The organism is Bacillus sp. FSL K6-0972, from assembly GCF_037976035.1.
In the GTDB taxonomy this organism is placed as follows: domain Bacteria; phylum Bacillota; class Bacilli; order Bacillales; family Bacillaceae; genus Bacillus; species Bacillus haynesii.
Genome location: NZ_CP150260.1, coordinates 12,501 through 35,000, shown reverse-complemented (window position 1 = coordinate 35,000; position 22,500 = coordinate 12,501). Strand labels below are relative to the sequence as shown.

20 protein-coding genes, 1 tRNA gene, 3 rRNA genes, 1 other RNA gene and 1 other annotated feature (2 of these 26 running past the window's edge) are annotated in these 22,500 nt (G+C 46.6%); of the genes, 9 read left to right on the top strand and 16 right to left on the bottom strand.

Annotated elements, in window-relative coordinates:
• The 8 genes from MKX80_RS00175 to tadA form a co-directional block, all read right to left on the bottom strand.
• Positions 1 to 1,017, bottom strand: a 16S ribosomal RNA gene (locus MKX80_RS00175) (it extends 533 nt beyond the left edge of the window).
• Positions 1,018 to 1,301: 284 nt separating this feature from the next.
• Positions 1,302 to 1,568 (bottom strand): pro-sigmaK processing inhibitor BofA family protein, encoded by a 267-nt coding sequence (locus MKX80_RS00170; RefSeq protein ID WP_003178144.1) that lies wholly within the window; start codon positions 1,566 to 1,568, stop codon positions 1,302 to 1,304.
• Between the two features lie 64 nt (positions 1,569 to 1,632).
• Entirely contained in the window at positions 1,633 to 1,857 is a 225-nt protein-coding gene (locus tag MKX80_RS00165) for a YaaL family protein (RefSeq protein WP_268343383.1), read from the bottom strand.
• A gap of 20 nt (positions 1,858 to 1,877) precedes the next feature.
• Positions 1,878 to 2,474 (bottom strand): recombination protein RecR, encoded by a 597-nt coding sequence (gene recR, locus MKX80_RS00160; protein WP_003178140.1) that lies wholly within the window; start codon positions 2,472 to 2,474, stop codon positions 1,878 to 1,880.
• Positions 2,475 to 2,487: 13 nt separating this feature from the next.
• Positions 2,488 to 2,811, bottom strand: a complete 324-nt coding sequence (locus MKX80_RS00155; protein WP_154997974.1) for a YbaB/EbfC family nucleoid-associated protein — start codon at positions 2,809 to 2,811, stop codon at positions 2,488 to 2,490.
• A gap of 26 nt (positions 2,812 to 2,837) precedes the next feature.
• Positions 2,838 to 4,538, bottom strand: a complete 1,701-nt coding sequence (gene dnaX, locus MKX80_RS00150) for a DNA polymerase III subunit gamma/tau (protein ID WP_216931325.1) — start codon at positions 4,536 to 4,538, stop codon at positions 2,838 to 2,840.
• Positions 4,539 to 4,667: 129 nt separating this feature from the next.
• An RNA gene (ffs, locus tag MKX80_RS00145) (signal recognition particle sRNA large type) lies at positions 4,668 to 4,933 on the bottom strand.
• Between the two features lie 87 nt (positions 4,934 to 5,020).
• Positions 5,021 to 5,506: a tRNA adenosine(34) deaminase TadA gene (tadA, locus tag MKX80_RS00140; RefSeq protein ID WP_154997970.1), complete on the bottom strand. Its 486-nt coding sequence runs from the start codon at positions 5,504 to 5,506 to the stop codon at positions 5,021 to 5,023.
• Positions 5,507 to 5,588: 82 nt separating this feature from the next.
• On the opposite strand from tadA, the gene MKX80_RS00135 reads away from it, so the two are divergent.
• The 4 genes from MKX80_RS00135 to MKX80_RS00120 all read left to right on the top strand — a co-directional run bounded on the left by MKX80_RS00135 (position 5,589) and on the right by MKX80_RS00120 (position 8,841).
• Complete coding sequence (locus MKX80_RS00135; protein WP_234113126.1) at positions 5,589 to 6,137, top strand: isochorismatase family cysteine hydrolase; 549 nt, start codon at positions 5,589 to 5,591, stop codon at positions 6,135 to 6,137.
• Between the two features lie 37 nt (positions 6,138 to 6,174).
• Positions 6,175 to 7,494, top strand: a complete 1,320-nt coding sequence (locus MKX80_RS00130; protein ID WP_268343414.1) for a glycoside hydrolase family 18 protein — start codon at positions 6,175 to 6,177, stop codon at positions 7,492 to 7,494.
• Positions 7,495 to 7,579: 85 nt separating this feature from the next.
• Entirely contained in the window at positions 7,580 to 8,203 is a 624-nt protein-coding gene (locus MKX80_RS00125; protein ID WP_154997964.1) for a deoxynucleoside kinase, read from the top strand.
• A complete protein-coding gene (locus tag MKX80_RS00120) occupies positions 8,200 to 8,841 on the top strand; it encodes a deoxynucleoside kinase (protein ID WP_154997962.1) in 642 nt (213 codons plus the stop codon). Before MKX80_RS00125 ends, MKX80_RS00120 begins: the two co-directional genes overlap by 4 nt.
• A gap of 134 nt (positions 8,842 to 8,975) precedes the next feature.
• Here the strand turns inward: MKX80_RS00120 and MKX80_RS00115 are convergent.
• Positions 8,976 to 9,068 (bottom strand) — tRNA-Ser (locus MKX80_RS00115).
• Positions 9,069 to 9,197: 129 nt separating this feature from the next.
• On the opposite strand from MKX80_RS00115, the gene MKX80_RS00110 reads away from it, so the two are divergent.
• The 4 genes from MKX80_RS00110 (at position 9,198) to MKX80_RS00095 (ending at position 13,271) form a co-directional block, all read left to right on the top strand.
• The gene (locus MKX80_RS00110; RefSeq protein ID WP_268343413.1) at positions 9,198 to 9,620 is read left to right on the top strand and encodes an SMI1/KNR4 family protein; all 423 of its coding nucleotides are present in this window, start codon (positions 9,198 to 9,200) and stop codon (positions 9,618 to 9,620) included.
• Positions 9,621 to 9,648: 28 nt separating this feature from the next.
• Complete coding sequence (locus MKX80_RS00105) at positions 9,649 to 10,767, top strand: sugar diacid recognition domain-containing protein (protein WP_154997958.1); 1,119 nt, start codon at positions 9,649 to 9,651, stop codon at positions 10,765 to 10,767.
• An 89-nt stretch (positions 10,768 to 10,856) separates the two neighbouring features.
• Positions 10,857 to 12,125 carry an SLC13 family permease gene (locus tag MKX80_RS00100; RefSeq protein ID WP_154997956.1) on the top strand — a complete coding sequence of 423 codons (1,269 nt, stop codon included), beginning with the start codon at positions 10,857 to 10,859 and terminating at the stop codon, positions 12,123 to 12,125.
• 15 nt (positions 12,126 to 12,140) lie between these two features.
• The gene (locus MKX80_RS00095; RefSeq protein ID WP_154997954.1) at positions 12,141 to 13,271 is read left to right on the top strand and encodes a glycerate kinase; all 1,131 of its coding nucleotides are present in this window, start codon (positions 12,141 to 12,143) and stop codon (positions 13,269 to 13,271) included.
• Between the two features lie 30 nt (positions 13,272 to 13,301).
• Here the strand turns inward: MKX80_RS00095 and serS are convergent, their stop codons facing one another.
• The 5 genes from serS to guaB form a co-directional block, all read right to left on the bottom strand.
• Entirely contained in the window at positions 13,302 to 14,579 is a 1,278-nt protein-coding gene (gene serS, locus MKX80_RS00090) for a serine--tRNA ligase (RefSeq protein ID WP_154997952.1), read from the bottom strand.
• Between the two features lie 57 nt (positions 14,580 to 14,636).
• Positions 14,637 to 14,856: a binding site (T-box leader), on the bottom strand.
• Positions 14,857 to 14,907: 51 nt separating this feature from the next.
• Positions 14,908 to 15,501 (bottom strand): pyridoxal 5'-phosphate synthase glutaminase subunit PdxT, encoded by a 594-nt coding sequence (gene pdxT / locus MKX80_RS00085; RefSeq protein WP_268343412.1) that lies wholly within the window; start codon positions 15,499 to 15,501, stop codon positions 14,908 to 14,910.
• A gap of 21 nt (positions 15,502 to 15,522) precedes the next feature.
• Positions 15,523 to 16,407 (bottom strand): pyridoxal 5'-phosphate synthase lyase subunit PdxS, encoded by an 885-nt coding sequence (pdxS, locus tag MKX80_RS00080; protein ID WP_154997950.1) that lies wholly within the window; start codon positions 16,405 to 16,407, stop codon positions 15,523 to 15,525.
• A 186-nt stretch (positions 16,408 to 16,593) separates the two neighbouring features.
• Positions 16,594 to 17,919: a D-alanyl-D-alanine carboxypeptidase family protein gene (locus tag MKX80_RS00075; protein ID WP_154997948.1), complete on the bottom strand. Its 1,326-nt coding sequence runs from the start codon at positions 17,917 to 17,919 to the stop codon at positions 16,594 to 16,596.
• Positions 17,920 to 18,073: 154 nt separating this feature from the next.
• Positions 18,074 to 19,540 carry an IMP dehydrogenase gene (gene guaB / locus MKX80_RS00070; protein WP_020449769.1) on the bottom strand — a complete coding sequence of 489 codons (1,467 nt, stop codon included), beginning with the start codon at positions 19,538 to 19,540 and terminating at the stop codon, positions 18,074 to 18,076.
• Between the two features lie 122 nt (positions 19,541 to 19,662).
• On the opposite strand from guaB, the gene MKX80_RS00065 reads away from it, so the two are divergent.
• Positions 19,663 to 20,640 carry a YaaC family protein gene (locus MKX80_RS00065; protein ID WP_182069615.1) on the top strand — a complete coding sequence of 326 codons (978 nt, stop codon included), beginning with the start codon at positions 19,663 to 19,665 and terminating at the stop codon, positions 20,638 to 20,640.
• 16 nt (positions 20,641 to 20,656) lie between these two features.
• Here MKX80_RS00065 and rrf read toward each other — a convergent pair.
• Both rrf and MKX80_RS00055 read right to left on the bottom strand, forming a co-directional pair.
• A 5S ribosomal RNA gene (rrf, locus tag MKX80_RS00060) occupies positions 20,657 to 20,772 on the bottom strand.
• Positions 20,773 to 20,828: 56 nt separating this feature from the next.
• Positions 20,829 to 22,500: ribosomal RNA gene (locus MKX80_RS00055) — 23S ribosomal RNA — on the bottom strand (it continues 1,258 nt past the right edge of the window).

Here is a 22,500-nt window from a genome sequence, read left to right as displayed (position 1 = left end):
GTTGTCAGAGGATGTCAAGACCTGGTAAGGTTCTTCGCGTTGCTTCGAATTAAACCACATGCTCCACCGCTTGTGCGGGCCCCCGTCAATTCCTTTGAGTTTCAGTCTTGCGACCGTACTCCCCAGGCGGAGTGCTTAATGCGTTTGCTGCAGCACTAAAGGGCGGAAACCCTCTAACACTTAGCACTCATCGTTTACGGCGTGGACTACCAGGGTATCTAATCCTGTTCGCTCCCCACGCTTTCGCGCCTCAGCGTCAGTTACAGACCAGAGAGTCGCCTTCGCCACTGGTGTTCCTCCACATCTCTACGCATTTCACCGCTACACGTGGAATTCCACTCTCCTCTTCTGCACTCAAGTTCCCCAGTTTCCAATGACCCTCCCCGGTTGAGCCGGGGGCTTTCACATCAGACTTAAGAAACCGCCTGCGCGCGCTTTACGCCCAATAATTCCGGACAACGCTTGCCACCTACGTATTACCGCGGCTGCTGGCACGTAGTTAGCCGTGGCTTTCTGGTTAGGTACCGTCAAGGTACCGCCCTATTCGAACGGTACTTGTTCTTCCCTAACAACAGAGTTTTACGATCCGAAAACCTTCATCACTCACGCGGCGTTGCTCCGTCAGACTTTCGTCCATTGCGGAAGATTCCCTACTGCTGCCTCCCGTAGGAGTCTGGGCCGTGTCTCAGTCCCAGTGTGGCCGATCACCCTCTCAGGTCGGCTACGCATCGTTGCCTTGGTGAGCCGTTACCTCACCAACTAGCTAATGCGCCGCGGGTCCATCTGTAAGTGGTAGCTAAAAGCCACCTTTTATAATTGAACCATGCGGTTCAATCAAGCATCCGGTATTAGCCCCGGTTTCCCGGAGTTATCCCAGTCTTACAGGCAGGTTACCCACGTGTTACTCACCCGTCCGCCGCTGACCTAAGGGAGCAAGCTCCCGTCGGTCCGCTCGACTTGCATGTATTAGGCACGCCGCCAGCGTTCGTCCTGAGCCAGGATCAAACTCTCCATGAAATAATGGAGCGCAGATTAAGTTCGTCACATCCTGTGACAACATCTGCATGACCTGCATCGTGCAGGCCCCTGACTACGCACATTCGCATGTGCGATTTATTTAATGAATTAACAGGTACGTTTGTCTTGTTTAGTTTTCAAAGAACTTCGTCGCCGCTCTCAAAGCGACTATAATATCTTAACATTTAATCATGATGTCGTCAACAACTTTTTTCAAAAAAAATTATTCGTCATTAGCGACGAATATTAATTTAACACCTTTAAATATTTTTGTCAACAAAAAATTATATTGCGATAAATTGTTTAATGACAATAAGAGCTGCTACACCGGGAACCCCCAATAATCCGCTCACTCCGGTTGTTACAATATTAATCGGCACGTGAATGCCCACGCTCTCGCCAAACAGATTCACACAGAATAAAAACAAAGCGCCGACTACAAATCTAACCGCTATTCTTCCGATTAATCGCAAAGGTTTAAATGATGCTTTTGAAAAAAACAACAGGGCAACCAAAGCGACAATTGCCCCGATAAAGATAACAGATCCCATGAATTCCCTCACTCCTCGCTCGTTCTTGTACAAGCATATGATGGGAATCATGCAAATAGACCTGCTACTTCCAGCTGCCGATCCTTAAATTTCTTTTTTTTGCTTCCCGCAAATAAAAAAAGTACTTTGCCTCGGCAACCTTTAATTCATAAAGAACTTCTGGCGAAGGCTCAAGACTGTTTTCAATCAGCCGCTTTTGCCTGTTCCATTCTTCCTTTTGATGGATCAGCTGTTCGATCAGCTTGTTATCAAATTCTTTTCTAAGCTTCTTCTTCTGAAGAAAACCCATGGTAATGTAATCTCCTCCCTCTACATTTCACGTCTGCCTTCAAGCGCTTTAGAAAGAGTGACTTCATCTGCATACTCCAAATCGCCTCCGACCGGAAGTCCATGGGCAATTCGTGACAGCTTGATACCAGACGGCTTTAAAAGCCTTGAAATGTACATGGCCGTTGCTTCTCCTTCTATATTCGGGTTTGTCGCGAGAATGACTTCAGTCACTTGATCATCCTGCAACCGCTTCAGCAATTCGGGTATTTTAATATCTTCCGGACCGATGCCGTCCATCGGAGAAATCGCTCCATGCAAAACATGGTACAGTCCGTTGTACTCCTTCATTTTCTCCATAGCAATGACATCTTTCGGATCCTGAACAACACATATGACCGATTTGTCTCTTCTTGTATCTTCACAAATATAGCAAGGATCTTGATCTGTTATATGTCCGCAAACCGAGCAATATGTCAAATTGCGCTTTGCGTTTACCAATGCTTTTGCAAAATCTAACACGACGTCTTCTTTCATACTAAGAACAAAAAAAGCCAGACGGACCGCCGTCTTGGGTCCGATTCCTGGCAATTTCATAAAGCTGTCAATCAGCTTTGATATTGGTTCAGGATACTGCATTCTTATTTTCCTCCTAGAATAAACCCGGCATGTTCATTCCTTTTGTAAACTTACCCATCGTTTCATTTGTTACTTCGTCGACTTTTTTCAAAGCATCGTTTGTCGCTGCAAGAACAAGATCTTGAAGCATTTCAACATCTTCAGGGTCTACGACTTCCTCTTTGATGACGACGTCGATGACTTCTTTTTGGCCGTTTACCTTAACAGTCACCATTCCCCCGCCTGCAGTACCTTCGAGTACTTTTTCAGCCAGCTCCTCCTGTGCCTTTTGCATATCCTTTTGCATTTTTTGCATTTGCTTCATCATTTTCTGCATGTTACCCATTCCACCGCGCATACTCAAATCCACTCTCTTTCATGTTTTTATTCTTTAATTTCAATCAGTTCCGCTCCGAACAGTTTTTTAGCTTCTTCTACGAGCGGATCTTCTTCTTTCGTTTCATTTGCTTCAGAATCTTCCGGTTGGTGATCCTGCAAAAATTCTTCTCTTATTTTACCCCATTGGGCTTCGGGAACGCCAACTATATCCATCCTTCCGCCGAGCATTCCGTCCAAAATTTGCTCCAGATTTGTCCTGACTCCATTGTTGTCTTCAGCTACCATTTTACAGTGAATTTCGTATTTGAATGCGAGGACAAATGCTTTTGAAGATGCAGCCACCGGTTCGCTGTCATTTAAAAGGGCTGCATGCGATACTTTATTCTGCTGTTTAAGCTGGGCAAGCAATTCTCCCCAGCAGCCCTTCAATTTTTCGAGATCCGGTCTTGTGGCATCTTTTAATATTTCATGAATACGGCCGACAGGCGCTTTATATGCGTTTTTCACGCTTTTTTGCGGACGGGACGTTTCTTTAGGCTGGGCGGGAGCCGAAGAAACTTGCACACCTTGTGTTTTAAGCTTCTCAATCTCCTGTTCAAGCTGCCGAACCTTGTTGACGAGACTGTCCACTTCCGGCTGGGCGGCCGCGGATGCCTCTGCTCTTGGTCCCTGGCAGAGCTTCACAACCGCGACTTCAAAGAAGATACGCGGATGGTTCGTCCATTTCATTTCCTGATGGCTTTTATTTAATATATCGATCATTTCGTAAAGGTCTGATGCAGGAATTTGCCGGGACAGGGTTTGGAACTCTTCGTCCACCTTCACCTTTTCAAGAACGCCTTCTAAATCGGGCGCCGTTTGATAAAGAAGCATATCCCTGAAGTAGAAAATCATATCCTCGATTAATTTTGCCGGATCTTTCCCCTGCTGAAGCAGTTCGTTCAATGTTTCCAAAGCACCGGAAACATTTTTTTCGTGAAGGGTTGAGGCGAGCTTTCCAATATAGTGCTGTGACACAGCGCCTGTTATCAGCAGCGCATCATCCACCGTCAGCTCTTCTCCGCTGAACGATACGGCCTGATCGAGCAGGCTCAGCGCATCTCTCATGCCGCCGTCCGCAGCACTGGCGATGATGTCTAAGGCGCCGTCCTGCACATTGAACTGTTCAGCTTCGACGATTTTTTTCATTCGTCCGACAATTGCCTGTGAAGTAATCCTCTTAAAATCAAATCGCTGACATCTAGAAATAATCGTTAAAGGAATTTTATGAGGCTCTGTTGTTGCGAGAATAAAGATACAATGCTCCGGCGGCTCTTCAAGCGTTTTTAGAAGGGCGTTGAATGCGCCGATAGAAAGCATATGTACTTCGTCTATGATATATACTTTATACGTGACGGCAGACGGGGCAAATTTCACCTTGTCCCGGATGTCGCGTATTTCATCTACACCGTTGTTAGAAGCGGCGTCAATTTCGATCACATCTGAAATCGAACCGTTTGTAATGCCTTTACACGCGGAGCATTCATTACACGGTTCACTGACCGGAGCGTGCTCACAGTTAACAGCTTTGGCAAACAGTTTTGCGGCGCTTGTTTTTCCCGTTCCCCTCGGTCCGGAAAACAGATAAGCGTGCGAAAATTTCTTTTGTAAAAGGGCATTTTGCAACGTTTTCGTGATGTGCTCCTGACCGACTACATCTTCAAACAACTGCGGCCTGAACACTCTATATAAAGCCTGGTAACTCACAAACACGCCCTCCTCTTGTTTTCATCATTTCCATTATACATGAAGCGGCTTTCAAATCCAAAAGCTCTTCTTAAGAAAAAAACTCATCTATATTAAAATAGATGAGTTCTTAATTTGATGATTGATTTACCGTGCACCTTCTGTCGATTCGCTACCCTAAGCGTTACTTAAGCAGTTAGCTCAGCCCAGGCAACCCTGCGGCACATGGAAGGTTCCACTTAATGCTGCTTCCTTCCGGACCTGACATGGTTCATGGATTCCCATTGCGCAGGACCCAAGCGTCAACACCACTTGCTTAAGGCAGACCTTAAAGTAAACGAACCTCGAGAAAGGAATTCGGCCTCGCTCGAGCGGATTGCGAGTACAGGGCACCGCTACCTCCCCGCTTAGCACGGCAAAATAAATATCAAATTATTTAAGCTGCGCCTTGATGTGACGCACTCATTAGTATAACTTGTTTCATCCTAAATTGCAAATTTCCGTCATGACAGCTCGCTTTGCTTTTCTGCTTTCTTTTTCGCACGGAGCTTTCTGAAAAAATCACTCAGCATCCTGCCGCATTCTTTTTCCATTACGCCGCTTACGACTTCAGCCTGATGATTGAACCTCTCTTCCTGCAGGAGATTCATTAAAGTCCCTGCACAGCCGCCTTTCGGATCAGATGCTCCGAACACCACTTTGTCGATTCTGGAAAGAACGGCCGCTCCTGCACACATCGGACATGGCTCAAGGGTAACGTAAAGAACGGCTCTCTCCAGCCGCCAGGTCCCCAGCTTCCGGCATGCCTCTTCAATGACGAGCATCTCTGCATGGGCAACCGATCTTTGTTCGGTTTCCCTCAAATTATGGGCGCGGGCGATAATTTCCCCATCTAGAACCAGTACTGCGCCAATCGGCACTTCGCCTTTTTCTTCAGCTTTTCTCGCTTCATTGATCGCTTCTTTCATATAAAACTCGTCTTGTGTCATCCGCATGCACTCTTTCAATGTTTTTCGTCCAACTGAATAGGCTAACTTATAGTTAAAGGAATTTGAAATCTGAAAGGAGACAATCACATTGTCCAATTCAGCTCTCATTATAGTCGACATCATTAATGATTTTCAATTCGATATGGGTGACGTTCTTTCCAAAAAGACCAGAAACATCACCGAGCATCTTCTGGCATTAAAAGAACACGCAGCCAAAATGAAATGGCCTATCATATACATTAATGACCATTTTGGAATTTGGCAAGCGGATATTGCTGCCATTATCAAGAAATGCAAAAATGACAGAAGCGAATATATCATCGACCGGCTCGCACCGAATAACAGCGATTATTTCTTAATCAAACCAAAGCACTCAGCTTTTTACGGCACCGCTCTTGAAACATTGCTGCATGAACTTCATGTCGATCATCTGATCATTACTGGGGTCGCAGGCAATATCTGCGTATTATTTACGGCAAACGATGCTTATATGCGGGAGTACGATATTACGATTCCGCGCGATTGCATCGCCTCAAACAATGAAAAAGACAACGAATATGCATTGACGATGATGGAAAATGTTCTGTTCGCCAATATTACGACGGCTAAAGAGATCACCGCCGAAACTTAGAGCATGAAACACTTCCTTTCTTCATATAGTGGTAGCAATGAGAAAGGAGGCGTTTCCCATTCAGATTTATGTCGTAAAAAGAGGCGATACCCTTTACCAAATCGCGAATCGTTACCGAACAACAGTTAATGAAATTGTCGCGACGAATGAAATCCCGAACCCGAATCGGCTTGTTGTCGGACAAACCATCGTAATACCGATCGCCGGCGAGTTTTATGAGGTCAGACAAGGAGATACATTAGCATCAATCGGAGCACGCTTTAATATTTCTCCGGCTGAACTGGCGAGGATCAACCGGATTCAGGTTAGCGCCGTTTTGCCTGTCGGGCTGCTGCTTTATATCCCCCCTCGGCCAAAACGGAACATTGAAACAAACGCTTATATCGAACCTCGGGGAGAAAGCGTAAGCCCCGCTCTGCAGCAGGCGGCAAGAGAGGCTTCGCCATACTTGACTTATCTGGGGGCTTTCAGCTTCCAGGCGAAGCGGGACGGCACACTGGAAGAACCGCCGCTGAACAACTTAAAAGAAATTGCCGACAGACATCGGACTACGATGATGATGATTGTCACCAATCTCGAAAATGAAGCTTTCAGCGACGAACTCGGCAGGATCATTCTGACAGACCAGAACGTAAAAAACAGATTGCTCGATAACATCGTTGCAGCGGCCAGAAGATACGGTTTCAAAGACATCCATTTTGATTTTGAATACTTAAGGCCTGAAGATAGAGAAGCCTATAATCAGTTTTTACGGGATGCACGGGCCCGCTTCAAACGGGAAGGCTGGTTCATCTCAACCGCGCTTGCGCCGAAAACGAGAGCGGATCAGCCTGGTCAATGGTATGAGGCCCATGATTACCGGGCTCACGGCGAAATTGTCGATTTCGTCGTGCTGATGACATATGAGTGGGGCTATAGCGGAGGGCCGCCAATGGCGGTATCGCCGATCGGGCCCGTCCGGGACGTAATCGAATACGCACTCACGGAAATGCCCGCCAGCAAAATCGTCATGGGACAGAACTTGTACGGTTATGACTGGACGCTCCCCTATACACCAGGCGGACCGCTGGCCAGAGCAATCAGCCCCCAGCGAGCGATTGAGATCGCGAGCGAGAACAATGCGGCGATACTGTACGATGAAACAGCCCAGGCTCCTTACTTCCGCTATAAGGACAATGCCGGCAAACAGCATGAAGTATGGTTTGAAGACGCGCGCTCGATTCAGGCAAAGTTTGATCTGATTAGGGAATTGAATTTAAGGGGAATCAGCTATTGGAAGCTCGGCCTGTCCTTCCCGCAAAACTGGCTCTTGATAGCCGATCAATTTAATGTTGTGAAAGAGACGTTCCCAAGCTAAAGGAACGTTTTTTTCATGGCAGAAGATAATGATGTGATACAATATGTATGGTTCACAAATGAATTTCTTTAGTAGGAGGACACCTATGAATACAGCCCCTTTCATCGCTGTCGAAGGCCCCATCGGTGCGGGAAAAACAACCTTGGCCAGCATGCTCTCCGAAAAGCTCTCACTCTCTTTGGTCAAAGAAATCGTCGAAGAAAACCCTTTTCTTGATAAATTTTATGATGACAAAGATGAATGGAGCTTTCAGCTTGAGATGTTTTTCCTCTGCAATCGCTATAAGCAGCTTGAAGATACCGAAAAGAAGTATTTGCATCATCATATGCCCGTTGTTTCGGACTATCATATTTATAAAAACCTCATTTTTGCCGAACGGACGCTGGAAGGCAAAAAACTTGAGAAATACAGAAAAATTTATCATCTGCTTACAGAAGATCTGCCGAAACCAAATGTCATCATTTACATAAGAGCAAGCCTTCCGACGTTATTGGAACGGATCAAAAAGCGCGGACGGCCGTTTGAACAGGAAATGGACAAGCAATATCTGGAACAGCTCATCAATGATTATGAGGCTGCCATTAAGCAATTTAAAGAATCCGATCCGCCAATGCCCGTTATTGAAATTAACGGAGATCAGGAAGACTTCGTGATCTCTGACGCCGTTTTCAATCGAATTGCCGATCAAGTAAAGGAGTATATAGAATGAGTGTATATGCTATTCCGAAAGATGCTATCATTACTGTTGCCGGAACGGTAGGAGTGGGGAAATCCACATTGACAAAAGAGCTTGCAAAAAAACTCGGATTTAAAACTTCTCTTGAAGAGGTTGTAAACAACCCTTATTTGGAGGCTTTTTACCAAGACTTTGAACGCTGGAGCTTTCACCTGCAAATTTTCTTCTTGGCGGAACGCTTCAAAGAGCAAAAATACATTTACGAATCGGGCGGAGGATTTGTTCAGGACCGTTCAATTTATGAAGATACAGGCATTTTCGCCAAAATGCACGCCGATAAAGGCACGATGTCAAAAGTCGATTATAAGACATATACGAGCTTGTTTGAAGCGATGGTCATGACGCCTTACTTCCCCCGCCCTGACGTTTTAGTCTATTTGGAGGGCGATTTGGAAACGATTCTCGACCGCATCAAAAAACGCGGAAGAGAAATGGAACTGTTAACCGACAGATCGTATTGGGAGGAAATGTACACAAGGTACGAAAACTGGATCAGCGGATTTAACGCCTGTCCGGTAGTCAGAGTCAATATTGATGAATACGACCTGTTCAACAACTCCGCCTCCCTTGATCCAATCATTGAAAAAATCAGTGAAGCCATTCAAAGATAAACAACAAAAAGAGCGGGTTTCCTTGAAGAGCCGCTCTTTTTGTTGTACATATAAAAAAACCGCTGCCCTATCCAGGCAGCGGCAACACAATCTCCAATTTATGCTTAGTCAATCACTAAAATGCAAATCAATAATGGCGGAGGAAGAGGGATTCGAACCCCCGCGGGCTTTGACACCCCTGTCGGTTTTCAAGACCGATCCCTTCAGCCAGACTTGGGTATTCCTCCGTATCGACAAGAATTAATATAACATGTCCTATCTTTTTAAGTCAAGGGATTTTTTAATAAAAAATTTATTTTATTGTTCACGCTTCTCATTATATGCAAAAATGATGATAAACGCAAAGGGTGATAGCATTGTGGAAACATTTTATAAGCCGTTTGCCTCAAGATTACACACTGAACAGACCTATTGAAACAGGAAAGCTTCGGGAAGCAGAAGAACTCCTCGGCGTCTCTTTCCCTGATGAACTGGTCAGCCTCTTAAAAATGACAGATGGCATCAATGATACATTCGGGGATCATCTCATTTGGCCTGCAGACAGAATAATAGAAGAGAATCGAGACATGAGAGGTACCGACTGTTTTCAGCCGTTTGATTGTCTGTTATTTATAGCAGGTGCGGGCAATGGCGATTTATTTGCTTATTCTATTTTAAACGGCTCCATACGGAAAAATGATATTTATGTTTGGAATCATATAGACGACAGCCGAATATGGGTCGCATCTTCTTTAAAGCCATTCATAAAAGGCTGGATCGACGGAACAATCACCATTTAAAAAACGTCTTAGGCAGGAGCATGATGAAATGAATTACCTATCAAAAGAATTGGCTGAGGAAATTGTCGACAGAACCATGTCGATTATTCGGCACAACATTAATATGATGGATGAAAACGGGGTTATCATCGCTTCAGGGGACCGCTCGAGAATCGGTGATGAACACGCTGGAGCGAAGGATGCACTTGCAGCTGAAAAGGTTATCAGCATCACACCTGAAGAATGCTCGGCTTTAACGGGAACAAAGCCCGGCGTAAACCTTCCCATCGTATTTCATGATGAAATAATCGGCGTCATTGGAATCACGGGGCCGCCTTCTGAAGTCAGCCGTTATGGAGAACTTGTTAAAATGGCGGCAGAGCTAACTGTCGAACAGGCATTTTTAACAAAACAGCTGACATGGGATCAAAGGCTTCGCGAAGAAACGGTCATCCAAATGATTCAGGGGGCCGATCTAGCATCCCTTGACTTCCTTGAACGTGCGGAGCGATTGAACATACCACTAGATGGCCAGCGTACTTGTCTTGTGTTTGAGCTGCCATCCGCTGATATGAAGCCGGCATTTATTAAAAAACTTGAAAAGCATTTAACCGTGAAAGATTTGTACGCCAATATTTCTTTAAAAGAGATCGCAGTTATTCTGGCAGGCGCCCCCACTAAAAGCAGGTCCGAACTCTTTTCATCTTGGAACAGCTGGCTCAGTCAATGGAAAACGGTCAGAGGCGCGCTTGGCGAGCAGGCCGATCAGCTTCAGCAGCTGCCATTTTCCTATCAAAGTGCAAAACAAACGCTCAAGATTGCTAAAAACAGTTGTAGTTTATACGACTATCGAGAGTTTGCGATTCCTGTTTTATTATCAAAAATAGAGCGGCCGGATCAGGAGATTCACTTTCGAAACATCTGGGATCGCCTTTCCCAAGCAGATCAAAAAGGCGAATTGACCCATACCCTCCTCTGCTACATAGAAGAAAACGGCGAAATCGGGGAAACTTCATCAAGACTCTTTATTCACCGCAACACATTAAACTACCGGCTGAAAAAGGTTGAAATAGCGACAGGGTGCAATCCAAAACGGTTTGACGACCTATTCAAACTGTATACAGCCATTACGCTTTTTTCACCGTTTTGTGCAAATGAACAATTTTAATATAGGATAAAAGAACGAAATCCGTATGCCTGACCAATTCTCCCTCATACAGAAAGCGTTTACAATTGGACGTAAGGGAGGGTATGCAAATGGATATTCAAATTAATGCAATAGGCGCCTTATGCGCATTAGCCATATCAATCTTTCTCATTCTGAAAAAAGTCCCGCCGGCTTACGGCATGATGATCGGCGCATTGGCCGGAGGCTTAATCGGCGGCGCAGATTTAATAGAGACGACGGATTTGATGATAGCAGGTGCTAAAAACATGATTCCTGCGGTGCTCCGCATCTTGGCGGCAGGCGTGCTCGCCGGCGTCCTGATTCAATCCGGCTCCGCAGCGGTGATTGCGGAAACCATTGTCAATAAGATCGGAGAAAAAAGAGCGCTGCTTGCCTTAACATTGGCAACGGCCATCTTAACAACGGTCGGCGTATTTGTTGATGTCGCTGTCATCACAGTCGCTCCGATTGCCCTGGCGATCGCGAGGCGGACCTTTATCAGCAAAGCGGCCATTCTGTTGGCGATGATCGGCGGGGGAAAAGCGGGCAATATCATGTCGCCAAACCCTAATGCCATTGCTGCTTCAGATGCCTTTCACGTCCCTTTGACATCCGTGATGGCCGCCGGGATCATCCCCGCTATTTTCGGATTGGGCGCCACTTATTTCCTAGCAAAACGCCTTTCAAATAAAGGAGCAAAAGTAGCTGCAAATGAGATTGAAACCCAAATGGCTCAACACCTGCCGGCATTTTGGGCGGCGCTCAGCGGTCCGGTCGTGTCCATCCTGTTGCTCGCCTTAAGGCCTGCGGCAGGAATTACGATTGATCCAATTATCGCTCTGCCCGCGGGAGGCCTCGTCACTGCGATTACATCGGGGCAAGCGGGCAAACTGAAGGATTTTGCCGCTTCAGGACTGTCGAAGATGTCAGGCGTTGCCGTGATGCTGATCGGGACGGGAACGCTTGCGGGAATCATCGCCAACTCCCAACTCAATTCTTTAATTACCGACACCCTTGTCGGCTTGGGTCTGCCGTCATTTCTCTTAGCTCCAATCTCAGGCATGCTGATGTCAATGGCAACAGCCTCGACAACCGCCGGCACTGCTGTCGCCAGCAGCGTATTCGGCCCGACATTGCTTGATCTTGGCGTCGCCGGCCTCGCAGGTGCGGCGATGATTCATGCCGGAGCAACGGTGCTCGACCACCTGCCTCACGGAAGTTTTTTTCATACGACAGGAGGCAGCGTATTCATGTCCATGAAAGAACGTTTAAAGCTGATTCCTTATGAGTCGGTCATCGGCTTAATCCTAACCATTATCTCAACTTTGATTTTTGGAATTTTTCAATTCTTTATTTAAAAAGGAGCAGGTACCATGAAAATCGTAATCGCACCTGATTCATTTAAAGAAAGCATGACATCGCTTGAGGCGGCTAGAAGCATTGAAAAAGGCTTTAAAGCGGTACTGCCTGACGCTGAATACGTCAACATTCCGGTTGCCGATGGAGGCGAAGGAACCGTTCAAGCTCTGGTTGACGCTACCGGAGGAGACATCGTGCATCAAACGGTCACAGGCCCTCTCGGGAAGCCGGTGAAGGCGGCTTACGGCCTGCTTGGCGACGGAAAAACGGCTGTCATCGAAATGGCTGAAGCGTCAGGCCTTCACCTCGTTCCCCCTGGACAGCGGAATCCCCTGTTAACGACGACGCGAGGAACCGGAGAACTGATTCTGGATGCTGCGGAAAAAGGAGTGTCCAACATCATTATCGGACTCGGCGGAAGCGCGACAAATGATGGCGGAGCGGGAATGGCTGCAGCACTGGGCGTGAAGTTTCTAAACCGCGATGGAGAAGAGATTGAAAATGGCGGCGGCGCATTAGCTGAGATTGCCAAAATCGATGTGAGCGGTCTCAATCCAAAATTAAAGCATATCCGATTTGAAGCCGCCTGTGATGTCGATAACCCTCTTACAGGGCCTCGCGGAGCCTCAGCCGTATTTGGGCCGCAAAAAGGGGCGAACAGCGAAATGACTGCCCTCTTGGATCAAAACTTAAAACATTATGCTGCAGCTGTGAAAGCAGAGCTGGGGTGCGAAATCGATTCAATCCCGGGAGCCGGAGCGGCCGGAGGATTAGGAGCAGGCCTGTGCGCCTTTTTAAAAGCGGAATTAAAAAGCGGAGTTGACATTGTGTTAGATACTTTGTCTTTTTCCGAACTTATTAAAGGAGCCGATCTTGTGATTACAGGCGAGGGAAAAATAGACGGCCAAACGGTCAGCGGAAAAACGCCGGCCGGTGTCGCAAAACGCGCCCGCAGCGAGAATATTCCCGTCATTGCATTCGCCGGCTCGCTCGGTGAAGGCTGTGAGCTTGTTTATGATATCGGCATTTCCGCTCTCTTTTCGATCGTGCCAGGGATCAGCTCCTTGGAGAATGCCCTTGCCGATGGAAGTTCAAATCTTACGCGCTGCGCCCGTAATGTAGCGGCCGTCTGGTCACACGCATAAAAAAAGCGCGCCTATTGGCGCGCACTTTTTTTATGGTTGAATAATGTCTCTGTTCCCCATGTATGGACGAAGCGCTTTAGGGATGAGGACGCTTCCGTCCTCCTGCTGGTAATTTTCCAATAATGCGGCAACCGTTCTGCCGACTGCCAAGCCGGAGCCGTTTAGCGTATGGACATGCTCTGGCTTGCCTTTTGCTTCCCTTCTGAATCTGATATTCGCCCGTCTGGCTTGGAAAGCTTCAAAGTTACTACAAGATGAAATTTCACGATATGTGTTTTGGCTTGGAATCCATACTTCGATATCGTATTTTTTCGCAGCAGTAAACCCTAGATCGCCTGTACACATGCTCATCACACGATAAGGAAGCTCAAGCAGCTGAAGAACTTTCTCCGCTTGATTTGTCAGCTTTTCAAGCTCTTCATATGAATCCTCAGGCTTCACAAATTTCACCAGTTCAACCTTGTTAAATTGGTGCTGGCGAATCAAACCGCGTGTATCACGGCCGGCTGAGCCTGCTTCTGAACGGAAGCATGCACTGAACGCCGCATAATTGACCGGCAGGTCGTCAGCTGACAAAATTTCATCGCGATGCAGGTTCGTAATTGGCACTTCTGCCGTCGGAATTAAAAAATAATCTTCTTCTCTGATTTTAAAGGCATCTTCCTCAAATTTCGGCAGCTGTCCGGTGCCTGTCATGCTTGCGCGGTTCACCATGTACGGCGGGATGACTTCCGTATAGCCGTACTCGTCTACGTGGAGATCAAGCATAAAGTTATACAATGCACGTTCAAGTCTGGCGCCGAGCCCTTTATAGAAAACGAAACGGCTTCCCGTTACCTTGCCGGCCCGCTCAAAATCGAGAATATCCAATTGATCGGCAATATCCCAATGAGGCTTCGGCTCAAACGAAAATTCAGGGAGTTCGCCCCATTTGCGAACTTCCACGTTGTCGTCTTCAGTCTCACCGACCGGAACAGACTCGTGAGGGATGTTCGGAATAGACAGCATGATCTTATCAAGGGAAGACTCGACCGTTCTCAGCTCTTCATCAAGTTTTTTAATGTCTTCACCGACTTCGCGCATTTCTTTAATGAGGTGGTCAGCATCTTTTTTCTCACGCTTTAATGCGGCAACCTGCTGAGATACCTCATTGCGCTTTCCTTTCAGCTCTTCCACTTTGACGATCAATTCTCTTCTCTTTGTATCCAATTCCTCAAATTGATCAAAATCTGATAAATCTTCTCCCCTGTGGGCAAGCTTTTGTTTGATTTCTTCCAAATTTGCCCGCAGCAGTTTGACATCAAGCATCTGCCTCGCTCCTTTTATACTGATTTGACCGAAAAAAAGAGCCCTTGTCCCCTAAATATAAGGGACGAGAGCTCTCGCGTTGCCACCCTGATTGAAAACAGGCATCTTCCTCCTGTTTTCCGCTTCATTTTGATAACGGTTCTCCCGTAAATGCCTACTTTGACTGTTCAGCATTTCGCTCAAGGATGGATTCGGACAGCATCTTTCGCCGATTCGCACCAACCATCGGCTCTCTTGGAAAGAGAGGCTTCCTACTGCTTCCTATCAACGCTTTTCGATCTATATTGTCTTATAAATGTACTACAAGTTTTAACAGCTTTCAACCGTTTTATACGACGGCGGCTTCCCGTTTATGCTTTTCCACCATCTCGACAAATAATTTCGTCATTCTGTGATCATCCGTCAGCTCAGGGTGGAAAGAACAGCCGAGAAGATTTCCTTGTTTGGCAGCGACGATTCTTCCGTTGTGTTCCGAAAGTACTTCTACATCTGCGCCCGCTTCCAAAATGTGCGGGGCGCGGATAAATACGCCTGTAAACGGTGCGTCCAGTCCTTTAACCGTTAAGTCTGCTTCAAAGCTGTCCACTTGTCTTCCAAAGGAATTCCGCTCTACCGTTACATCCAGAACCCCAAGATGGGCATCGTTAGTTCCAGCTATGTTCTTCGCCAGGATAATCAGCCCCGCACAAGTTCCAAATACCGGCTTTCCGGATGCGGCAAATTCCTGAAGAGGCTTCATAAACTGATACGTATCGATGAGGCGCCTCATCGTCGTGCTTTCGCCTCCGGGCAAAATCAAACCGTCGATTTCCTTTAACTCTTCCGGCCACTTGATGACTTTTCCGGCTGCTCCGCATGCTTCAATTGAGCGAATATGTTCTCTTACTGCTCCCTGAAGTCCAAGTACACCAATTGTCAGCATGTCAATCCGTCTCCTTCGTGTTTACCAGCCGCGCTCTTGCATACGCTGTTCTGGCAGCAGATTTGAGATTTCAATCCCTTTCATCGCAGTTCCAAGCTCTTTTGAAAGCTCGGCAATCAGCTTGTAATCCGTGTAATGCGTCGTCGCTTCAACAATTGCTTTCGCGAATTTTGCAGGGTTATCAGATTTGAAAATACCGGACCCTACGAATACGCCGTCAGCGCCAAGCTGCATCATTAAAGCAGCATCAGCAGGTGTTGCCACACCGCCGGCAGCAAAGTTGACAACCGGAAGGCGTCCTTCAGCTTTAATTTCCTTCAGCAGCTCATAAGGAGCGCCGAGGTTTTTCGCTTCTGTCATCAGCTCATCATCACTCATGCCGACTACTTTGCGCACTTGAGCATTCACCTTTCTCATATGGCGGACAGCTTCCACAATATTGCCTGTACCAGGTTCGCCTTTTGTACGAAGCATTGAAGCTCCTTCAGCGATCCGGCGCGTCGCTTCTCCGAGGTCGCGGCATCCGCATACAAATGGAACGGTATATTCGTTTTTATTTAAATGAAATTCTTCATCCGCAGGAGTCAAAACTTCACTTTCATCAATATAGTCAACGCCAAGCGCTTCAAGAACACGCGCTTCAACGATATGCCCGATGCGTGCTTTCGCCATGACCGGGATTGAAACAGCGTTCATGACTTCTTCGACAATTGTCGGATCTGCCATGCGGGCAACCCCGCCTGCCGCACGGATATCAGCCGGAACACGCTCCAGCGCCATGACTGCGACGGCTCCTGCTTCTTCTGCGATTTTTGCTTGTTCGGCATTGACAACGTCCATAATGACGCCGCCCTTCTGCATTTCTGCCATACCACGTTTTACGCGATCAGTACCTGTTTGAGCCATTTCAAGGATCCCCCTAATCAAAGATTGAATTGTCAGATTTAATCCTATTGTATCCTATAATTGCACAAAATCATATGAAAAACACGAAGATTATTTCTATTTTAATAACAAATCGTTAGGATTGTAAATGGTAATTCTATCTGAATATGACAATAAAGAGCCCTATCAGATAGAGCCCTTTATTTATTAAAACCAGCCGGTTACCATTTCAACAATGCTGTTCCATATACCGGCAAAAAAGCCGCCAATGCTTCTCATCGTTAAAATAAACCAGTTTGCTTTCTCATCATCTTCTTTTGTCACCAGGTTTACACCTGATACATCGCTGCCGAGAAAACCGTAATCCTTTTCTTCTCCCTTATAGGAAGCCGTCAAGGTACCGACTTTCTCACCTTTTTTAACAGGTGCGGTCAGCTCGTCTTTGTTCAGCGTCACTTTCGCTTTGTAATTCTTTTCTTCACCGTTCTTCACAGGCATTGAAAAGGCTTTTTCCGTGACGATGCCGACTTCGGTTTCTTTCCCTTTGTCGACTGTGACCGTTTCGTTGCCTTTCACTTGTGCGCCTTTTGCGTAAAACTCTTTCATGGTGAAGTTATCAAATGCATAATCAAGCATTTTTTTCGTTTCTTTAAATCGCCCCGTATGAAGGTCGCCTTTCGCATTCAGAACGACAGAAATCACTCTCATGCCGTTTCTTTCGGCAGTAGCCGTAAAGCATGATCCGGCAGAGTCCGTTGACCCGGTTTTCAGCCCGTCCACACCTTCATATTGCTGAACAAGGCCTTTCAGCATAAAGTTCCAGTTCGGCATGTCCATTTCATCGTCAGTGCCTTTTCTGAACTTCGTTTTGGCAATGCTCGCCGTATCGAGGATTTCAGGATAATCGCTCACTAAATGATCGGCAAGGAGCGCCATGTCTCTCGCAGACACTTCATTTTCTTCATTGGCATTTGTTCCGCTCGGATGTTTGCCGTGAAGATCCTTGTTTTCCAAACCTGTAGCATTCACAAATTTGAAATCTTTCATTCCAAGCTCTTTAGCTTTTTTATTCATTAACTCTACAAACTTTGATTCAGAACCGGCAACGATTTCAGAAAGTGCAATAGCCGCCGCGTTTGCAGAGTAAATTGCAGTCGCCTGATAAAGTTCTTTTACTGTGTATGATCCGTCTTTACGAAGAGGAACATTCGATAATGAACGATCTTGGGAAATTTCGTATACATAATCGTCAGGCGTGTACTTCTGATCCCATTTCACTTTGCCTTCGTGGATCGCTTCCAACAGGAGATACTCCGTCATCATTTTTGCCATGCTGGCAACAGGAAGACGCTGATCGGGATTTTTACTGTACAAAATTTTTCCCGATGAAGCTTCCACCAGGATTGCTGCTTTTGCGTCTACATTAATTGGATCATTTGCGGCTTTTGCTGTTGACATAGGAGAAAATGCACCTACAGTCACGGCAAAAGCAACGATCATCATGATCAGCTGCTTTAATCTCTTGCTTTTCAAATCGTGATACCTCCGCTTTTCATCAGACTAATAATCTATATCAAAGCCTTTTAAGACATTTTTCAAACACAACATTATAAATTTTATCATAATGAAGCAAAAAAAAATAGACAGAGTATCACTCTGTCTACGGTTTAATTTTTGTCATATTTGATTAGGAAATGGTATAGTTAGGCGATTCTTTGGTAATTTGTACATCGTGAGGGTGGCTTTCCCGCAGGCCTGCCCCCGTCATGCGGATGAACTGCGCATCTTCCCTCAGTGCGTGCAAATCTTTCGTTCCGCAGTAGCCCATACCGGATTTCAAACCGCCGACAAGCTGATAAACGGTGTCAGCAACCGGACCTTTATAAGGCGTACGTCCTTCAATGCCTTCCGGAACGAATTTTTTGTTTTCCTCTTGGAAGTAGCGGTCTTTGCTTCCTTTTTCCATTGCAGCCACAGAACCCATGCCGCGATAAACTTTAAAGCGTCTGCCTTGGTAGATTTCAGTCTCGCCTGGGCTTTCGGATGTTCCGGCAAGAAGGCTTCCAAGCATGACGGCATGGCCGCCGGCAGCCAAGGCTTTGACAATATCTCCGGAAAACTTGATGCCGCCGTCTGCAATAATCGCAGCACCGTGTTTTCTTGCTTCAGTCGCACAATCGTAAATCGCTGTCACTTGCGGAACACCGACACCGGCTACTACGCGGGTTGTACAAATAGAACCAGGTCCGATACCGACTTTAACTACATTTGCTCCAGCTTCGATAAGCGCTTTTGTTCCTTCGGCAGTTGCGACGTTGCCGGCAATGATATTTAATTCAGGATAAGTGTCACGGATTTTCTTAACGGTATCCAATACTCCTTGTGAATGGCCGTGCGCGGTATCAACGACGATCACATCGACATTGGCTTCCACAAGCTTTCTGACGCGTGTCATTGTGTCGCCTGTTACACCAACCGCTGCTCCAACCAATAGGCGGCCATGAACATCTTTCGCTGAATTCGGGAATTCGATTACTTTTTCAATGTCTTTAATCGTAATAAGCCCTTTTAAAACACCTTGATCATCTAAAAGAGGGAGTTTTTCGATCTTGTATTTTTGAAGAATTTTTTCTGCTTCATCCAGGGTTGTACCAACAGGAGCTGTAACAAGCTCTTCTTTTGTCATAACATCGCTGATTTTCATGGAGTAATCAGAAATAAATCGCAGATCACGGTTTGTAATGATTCCAACCAGCTTCTGATCCTCTTCATTGTCAACAATCGGAACACCGGAAATTCTGTATTTGCCCATCAAATGCTCCGCATCAAAAACTTGGTGCTCTGGTGTTAAGAAAAACGGATTTGTAATGACGCCGCGCTCTGAACGTTTGACTTTGTCAACCTGTTCAGCCTGCTGTTCAATTGACATGTTTTTGTGGATAATGCCCAGTCCGCCCTGCCTTGCCATCGCGATGGCCATTTGAGCTTCTGTAACTGTATCCATGCCTGCACTAATAATTGGAACATTCAGCTTGAGAGACGGTGTAAGCTCAACCGATAAATCCACGTCGCGCGGAAGTACTTCCGATTTAGCCGGAACGAGCAATACATCATCAAATGTTAAGCCTTCTTTTGAAAATTTGCTTTCCCACATTAGTAAATCCCCCTCTTTTCGGCAAAATATTATATGTAGATTATCAACTTGAATACCCACTGTCAAGAAAGCGGGAAACAGTTGTAATTTTTAGAAAATAACATATAAGGGAAGTGGAGTACATGCAAGATAAAGGGTGGAAGGATTTAAAGCTGTTTTACTCTGTCGAAACAGCCCAGCATTTTCTTGAAATGGTATATAAAAATCAAGGAATGGAAGATGCAAAAAAAAATTCTTATAAAAACGGAGAGCGGTTTATTTTTTTTCTTAAACATGCAGAAGCTTTTTACAAGCAAGCCAAAATCGCTACATTGGAAATCAAACCGATTTTATTATTTTACGGCATGGCACAGCTATTGAAAGCCTGCTTGTTAACGACAGATCCTTCCTATCCAAGCCATACTTCAGTGCTCGCTCATGGCGTGACCACAAGAAAACGAAAAAAACAAAACTACCGCTTTTATGAAGATGAAGTGAAAATCCAAAGGAACGGCCTATGTATGCACGTCATCAGGTCCCTTTTCCAATTATCCGGATTGGAAGATGAACGATTCAATATGAAGCAGCTTTTGGCGAAAATTCCGGAGATCAATAAAGTGCTGGCATTTCAAAGAAAACCAAATCCAATTGTAAAAGCAGCCGTCGAAGACCGGCTCATTTGGCTGCCAAGCGAGACGCCCAATGCTTACAATATGTCATCAAAGCGTTTCATCGAACATGTCGAATACCATTTAAACTGGTCTTTCTGCCGTGAGGAAAAAGAGAGGATTGTTTTTTCTGCCGCTCAAAAAGAATGCCGTCCCAGCACTTCGACCACCTTGCTATATGATTTGGAACATGACTCATATTATTTTCCGGCTGAACGGGATCGCTTTTTAAAGCTCCCGGAAATATTGGCACATTACTTGGTTGCTTACAATTTAAGCATGATTGCCAGGTATGAAACAGAATGGTGGTATGACCTTCTGCTTCAAAGTGCTAGCGATGATTATGTCATCATCCAACAGTTTTTACATATAGTCGAGTCAAAGTTCCCTTATTATATCGCTGAATTGCTTCTTCATAAAAAGGAAAACGACAAAAAAGACCAGCTGATATAAGCTGGTCTTTCTAAGCGCTTGGCGGCGTCCTACTCTCACAGGGGGAAGCCCCCAACTACCATCGGCGCTGAAGAGCTTAACTTCCGTGTTCGGCATGGGAACGGGTGTGACCTCTTCGCTATCGCCACCAAACTAATTGAGAGGTGTTCTCTCAAAACTAGATAACGGTCAGACAATTCACAAATATTTAGGTTAAGTCCTCGATCGATTAGTATCTGTCAGCTCCATGTGTCGCCACACTTCCACCTCAGACCTATCAACCTGATCATCTTTCAGGGATCTTACTTCCTTGCGGAATGGGAAATCTCATCTTGAGGGGGGCTTCATGCTTAGATGCTTTCAGCACTTATCCCGTCCGCACATAGCTACCCAGCGATGCCCTTGGCAGAACAACTGGTACACCAGCGGTGCGTCCATCCCGGTCCTCTCGTACTAAGGACAGCTCCTCTCAAATTTCCTGCGCCCGCGACGGATAGGGACCGAACTGTCTCACGACGTTCTGAACCCAGCTCGCGTACCGCTTTAATGGGCGAACAGCCCAACCCTTGGGACCGACTACAGCCCCAGGATGCGATGAGCCGACATCGAGGTGCCAAACCTCCCCGTCGATGTGGACTCTTGGGGGAGATAAGCCTGTTATCCCCGGGGTAGCTTTTATCCGTTGAGCGATGGCCCTTCCATGCGGAACCACCGGATCACTAAGCCCGACTTTCGTCCCTGCTCGACTTGTAGGTCTCGCAGTCAAGCTCCCTTGTGCCTTTACACTCTGCGAATGATTTCCAACCATTCTGAGGGAACCTTTGGGCGCCTCCGTTACCTTTTAGGAGGCGACCGCCCCAGTCAAACTGCCCACCTGACACTGTCTCCCTGCCCGATAAGGGCAGCGGGTTAGAAGGTCAATACAGCCAGGGTAGTATCCCACCGATGCCTCCACCGAAGCTGGCGCTCCGGTTTCCAAGGCTCCTACCTATCCTGTACAAGCTGTACCAACATTCAATATCAGGCTGCAGTAAAGCTCCACGGGGTCTTTCCGTCCTGTCGCGGGTAACCTGCATCTTCACAGGTACTATAATTTCACCGAGTCTCTCGTTGAGACAGTGCCCAGATCGTTGCGCCTTTCGTGCGGGTCGGAACTTACCCGACAAGGAATTTCGCTACCTTAGGACCGTTATAGTTACGGCCGCCGTTTACTGGGGCTTCAATTCGCACCTTCGCATACGCTAAGCGCTCCTCTTAACCTTCCAGCACCGGGCAGGCGTCAGCCCCTATACTTCGCCTTACGGCTTCGCAGAGACCTGTGTTTTTGCTAAACAGTCGCCTGGGCCTATTCACTGCGGCTCTCTCGGGCTTGCACCCTAACAGAGCACCCCTTCTCCCGAAGTTACGGGGTCATTTTGCCGAGTTCCTTAACGAGAGTTCTCTCGATCACCTTAGGATTCTCTCCTCGCCTACCTGTGTCGGTTTGCGGTACGGGCACCTCTCACCTCGCTAGAGGCTTTTCTTGGCAGTGTGGAATCAGGAACTTCGCTACTATATTTCGCTCGCCATCACAGCTCAGCCTTACGGGAAACGGATTTGCCTATTTCCCAGCCTAACTGCTTGGACGCGGATATCCAATACCGCGCTTACCCTATCCTCCTGCGTCCCCCCATTGCTCAAATGGTGAGGAGGTGGTACAGGAATATCAACCTGTTATCCATCGCCTACGCCTTTCGGCCTCGGCTTAGGTCCCGACTAACCCTGAGCGGACGAGCCTTCCTCAGGAAACCTTAGGCATTCGGTGGAGGGGATTCTCACCCCTCTTTCGCTACTCATACCGGCATTCTCACTTCTAAGCGCTCCACGAGTCCTTCCGGTCTC

What these genes read in the sequence shown, in the direction of transcription:
- MKX80_RS00130 (WP_268343414.1), top strand. Translation starts at nt 6,175, where the DNA reads ATGAGAAAGGAGGCGTTTCCCATTCAGATTTATGTCGTAAAAAGAGGC.
- pdxS (WP_154997950.1), bottom strand. Translation starts at nt 16,407, where the DNA reads ATGGCTCAAACAGGTACTGATCGCGTAAAACGTGGTATGGCAGAAATG.
- MKX80_RS00065 (WP_182069615.1), top strand. Translation starts at nt 19,663, where the DNA reads ATGCAAGATAAAGGGTGGAAGGATTTAAAGCTGTTTTACTCTGTCGAA.
- MKX80_RS00095 (WP_154997954.1), top strand. Translation starts at nt 12,141, where the DNA reads ATGAAAATCGTAATCGCACCTGATTCATTTAAAGAAAGCATGACATCG.
- MKX80_RS00100 (WP_154997956.1), top strand. Translation starts at nt 10,857, where the DNA reads ATGGATATTCAAATTAATGCAATAGGCGCCTTATGCGCATTAGCCATA.
- MKX80_RS00105 (WP_154997958.1), top strand. Translation starts at nt 9,649, where the DNA reads ATGAATTACCTATCAAAAGAATTGGCTGAGGAAATTGTCGACAGAACC.
- MKX80_RS00125 (WP_154997964.1), top strand. Translation starts at nt 7,580, where the DNA reads ATGAATACAGCCCCTTTCATCGCTGTCGAAGGCCCCATCGGTGCGGGA.
- serS (WP_154997952.1), bottom strand. Translation starts at nt 14,579, where the DNA reads ATGCTTGATGTCAAACTGCTGCGGGCAAATTTGGAAGAAATCAAACAA.
- MKX80_RS00165 (WP_268343383.1), bottom strand. Translation starts at nt 1,857, where the DNA reads ATGGGTTTTCTTCAGAAGAAGAAGCTTAGAAAAGAATTTGATAACAAG.
- recR (WP_003178140.1), bottom strand. Translation starts at nt 2,474, where the DNA reads ATGCAGTATCCTGAACCAATATCAAAGCTGATTGACAGCTTTATGAAA.
- tadA (WP_154997970.1), bottom strand. Translation starts at nt 5,506, where the DNA reads ATGACACAAGACGAGTTTTATATGAAAGAAGCGATCAATGAAGCGAGA.
- pdxT (WP_268343412.1), bottom strand. Translation starts at nt 15,501, where the DNA reads ATGCTGACAATTGGTGTACTTGGACTTCAGGGAGCAGTAAGAGAACAT.
- MKX80_RS00155 (WP_154997974.1), bottom strand. Translation starts at nt 2,811, where the DNA reads ATGCGCGGTGGAATGGGTAACATGCAGAAAATGATGAAGCAAATGCAA.
- guaB (WP_020449769.1), bottom strand. Translation starts at nt 19,540, where the DNA reads ATGTGGGAAAGCAAATTTTCAAAAGAAGGCTTAACATTTGATGATGTA.
- MKX80_RS00170 (WP_003178144.1), bottom strand. Translation starts at nt 1,568, where the DNA reads ATGGGATCTGTTATCTTTATCGGGGCAATTGTCGCTTTGGTTGCCCTG.
- MKX80_RS00120 (WP_154997962.1), top strand. Translation starts at nt 8,200, where the DNA reads ATGAGTGTATATGCTATTCCGAAAGATGCTATCATTACTGTTGCCGGA.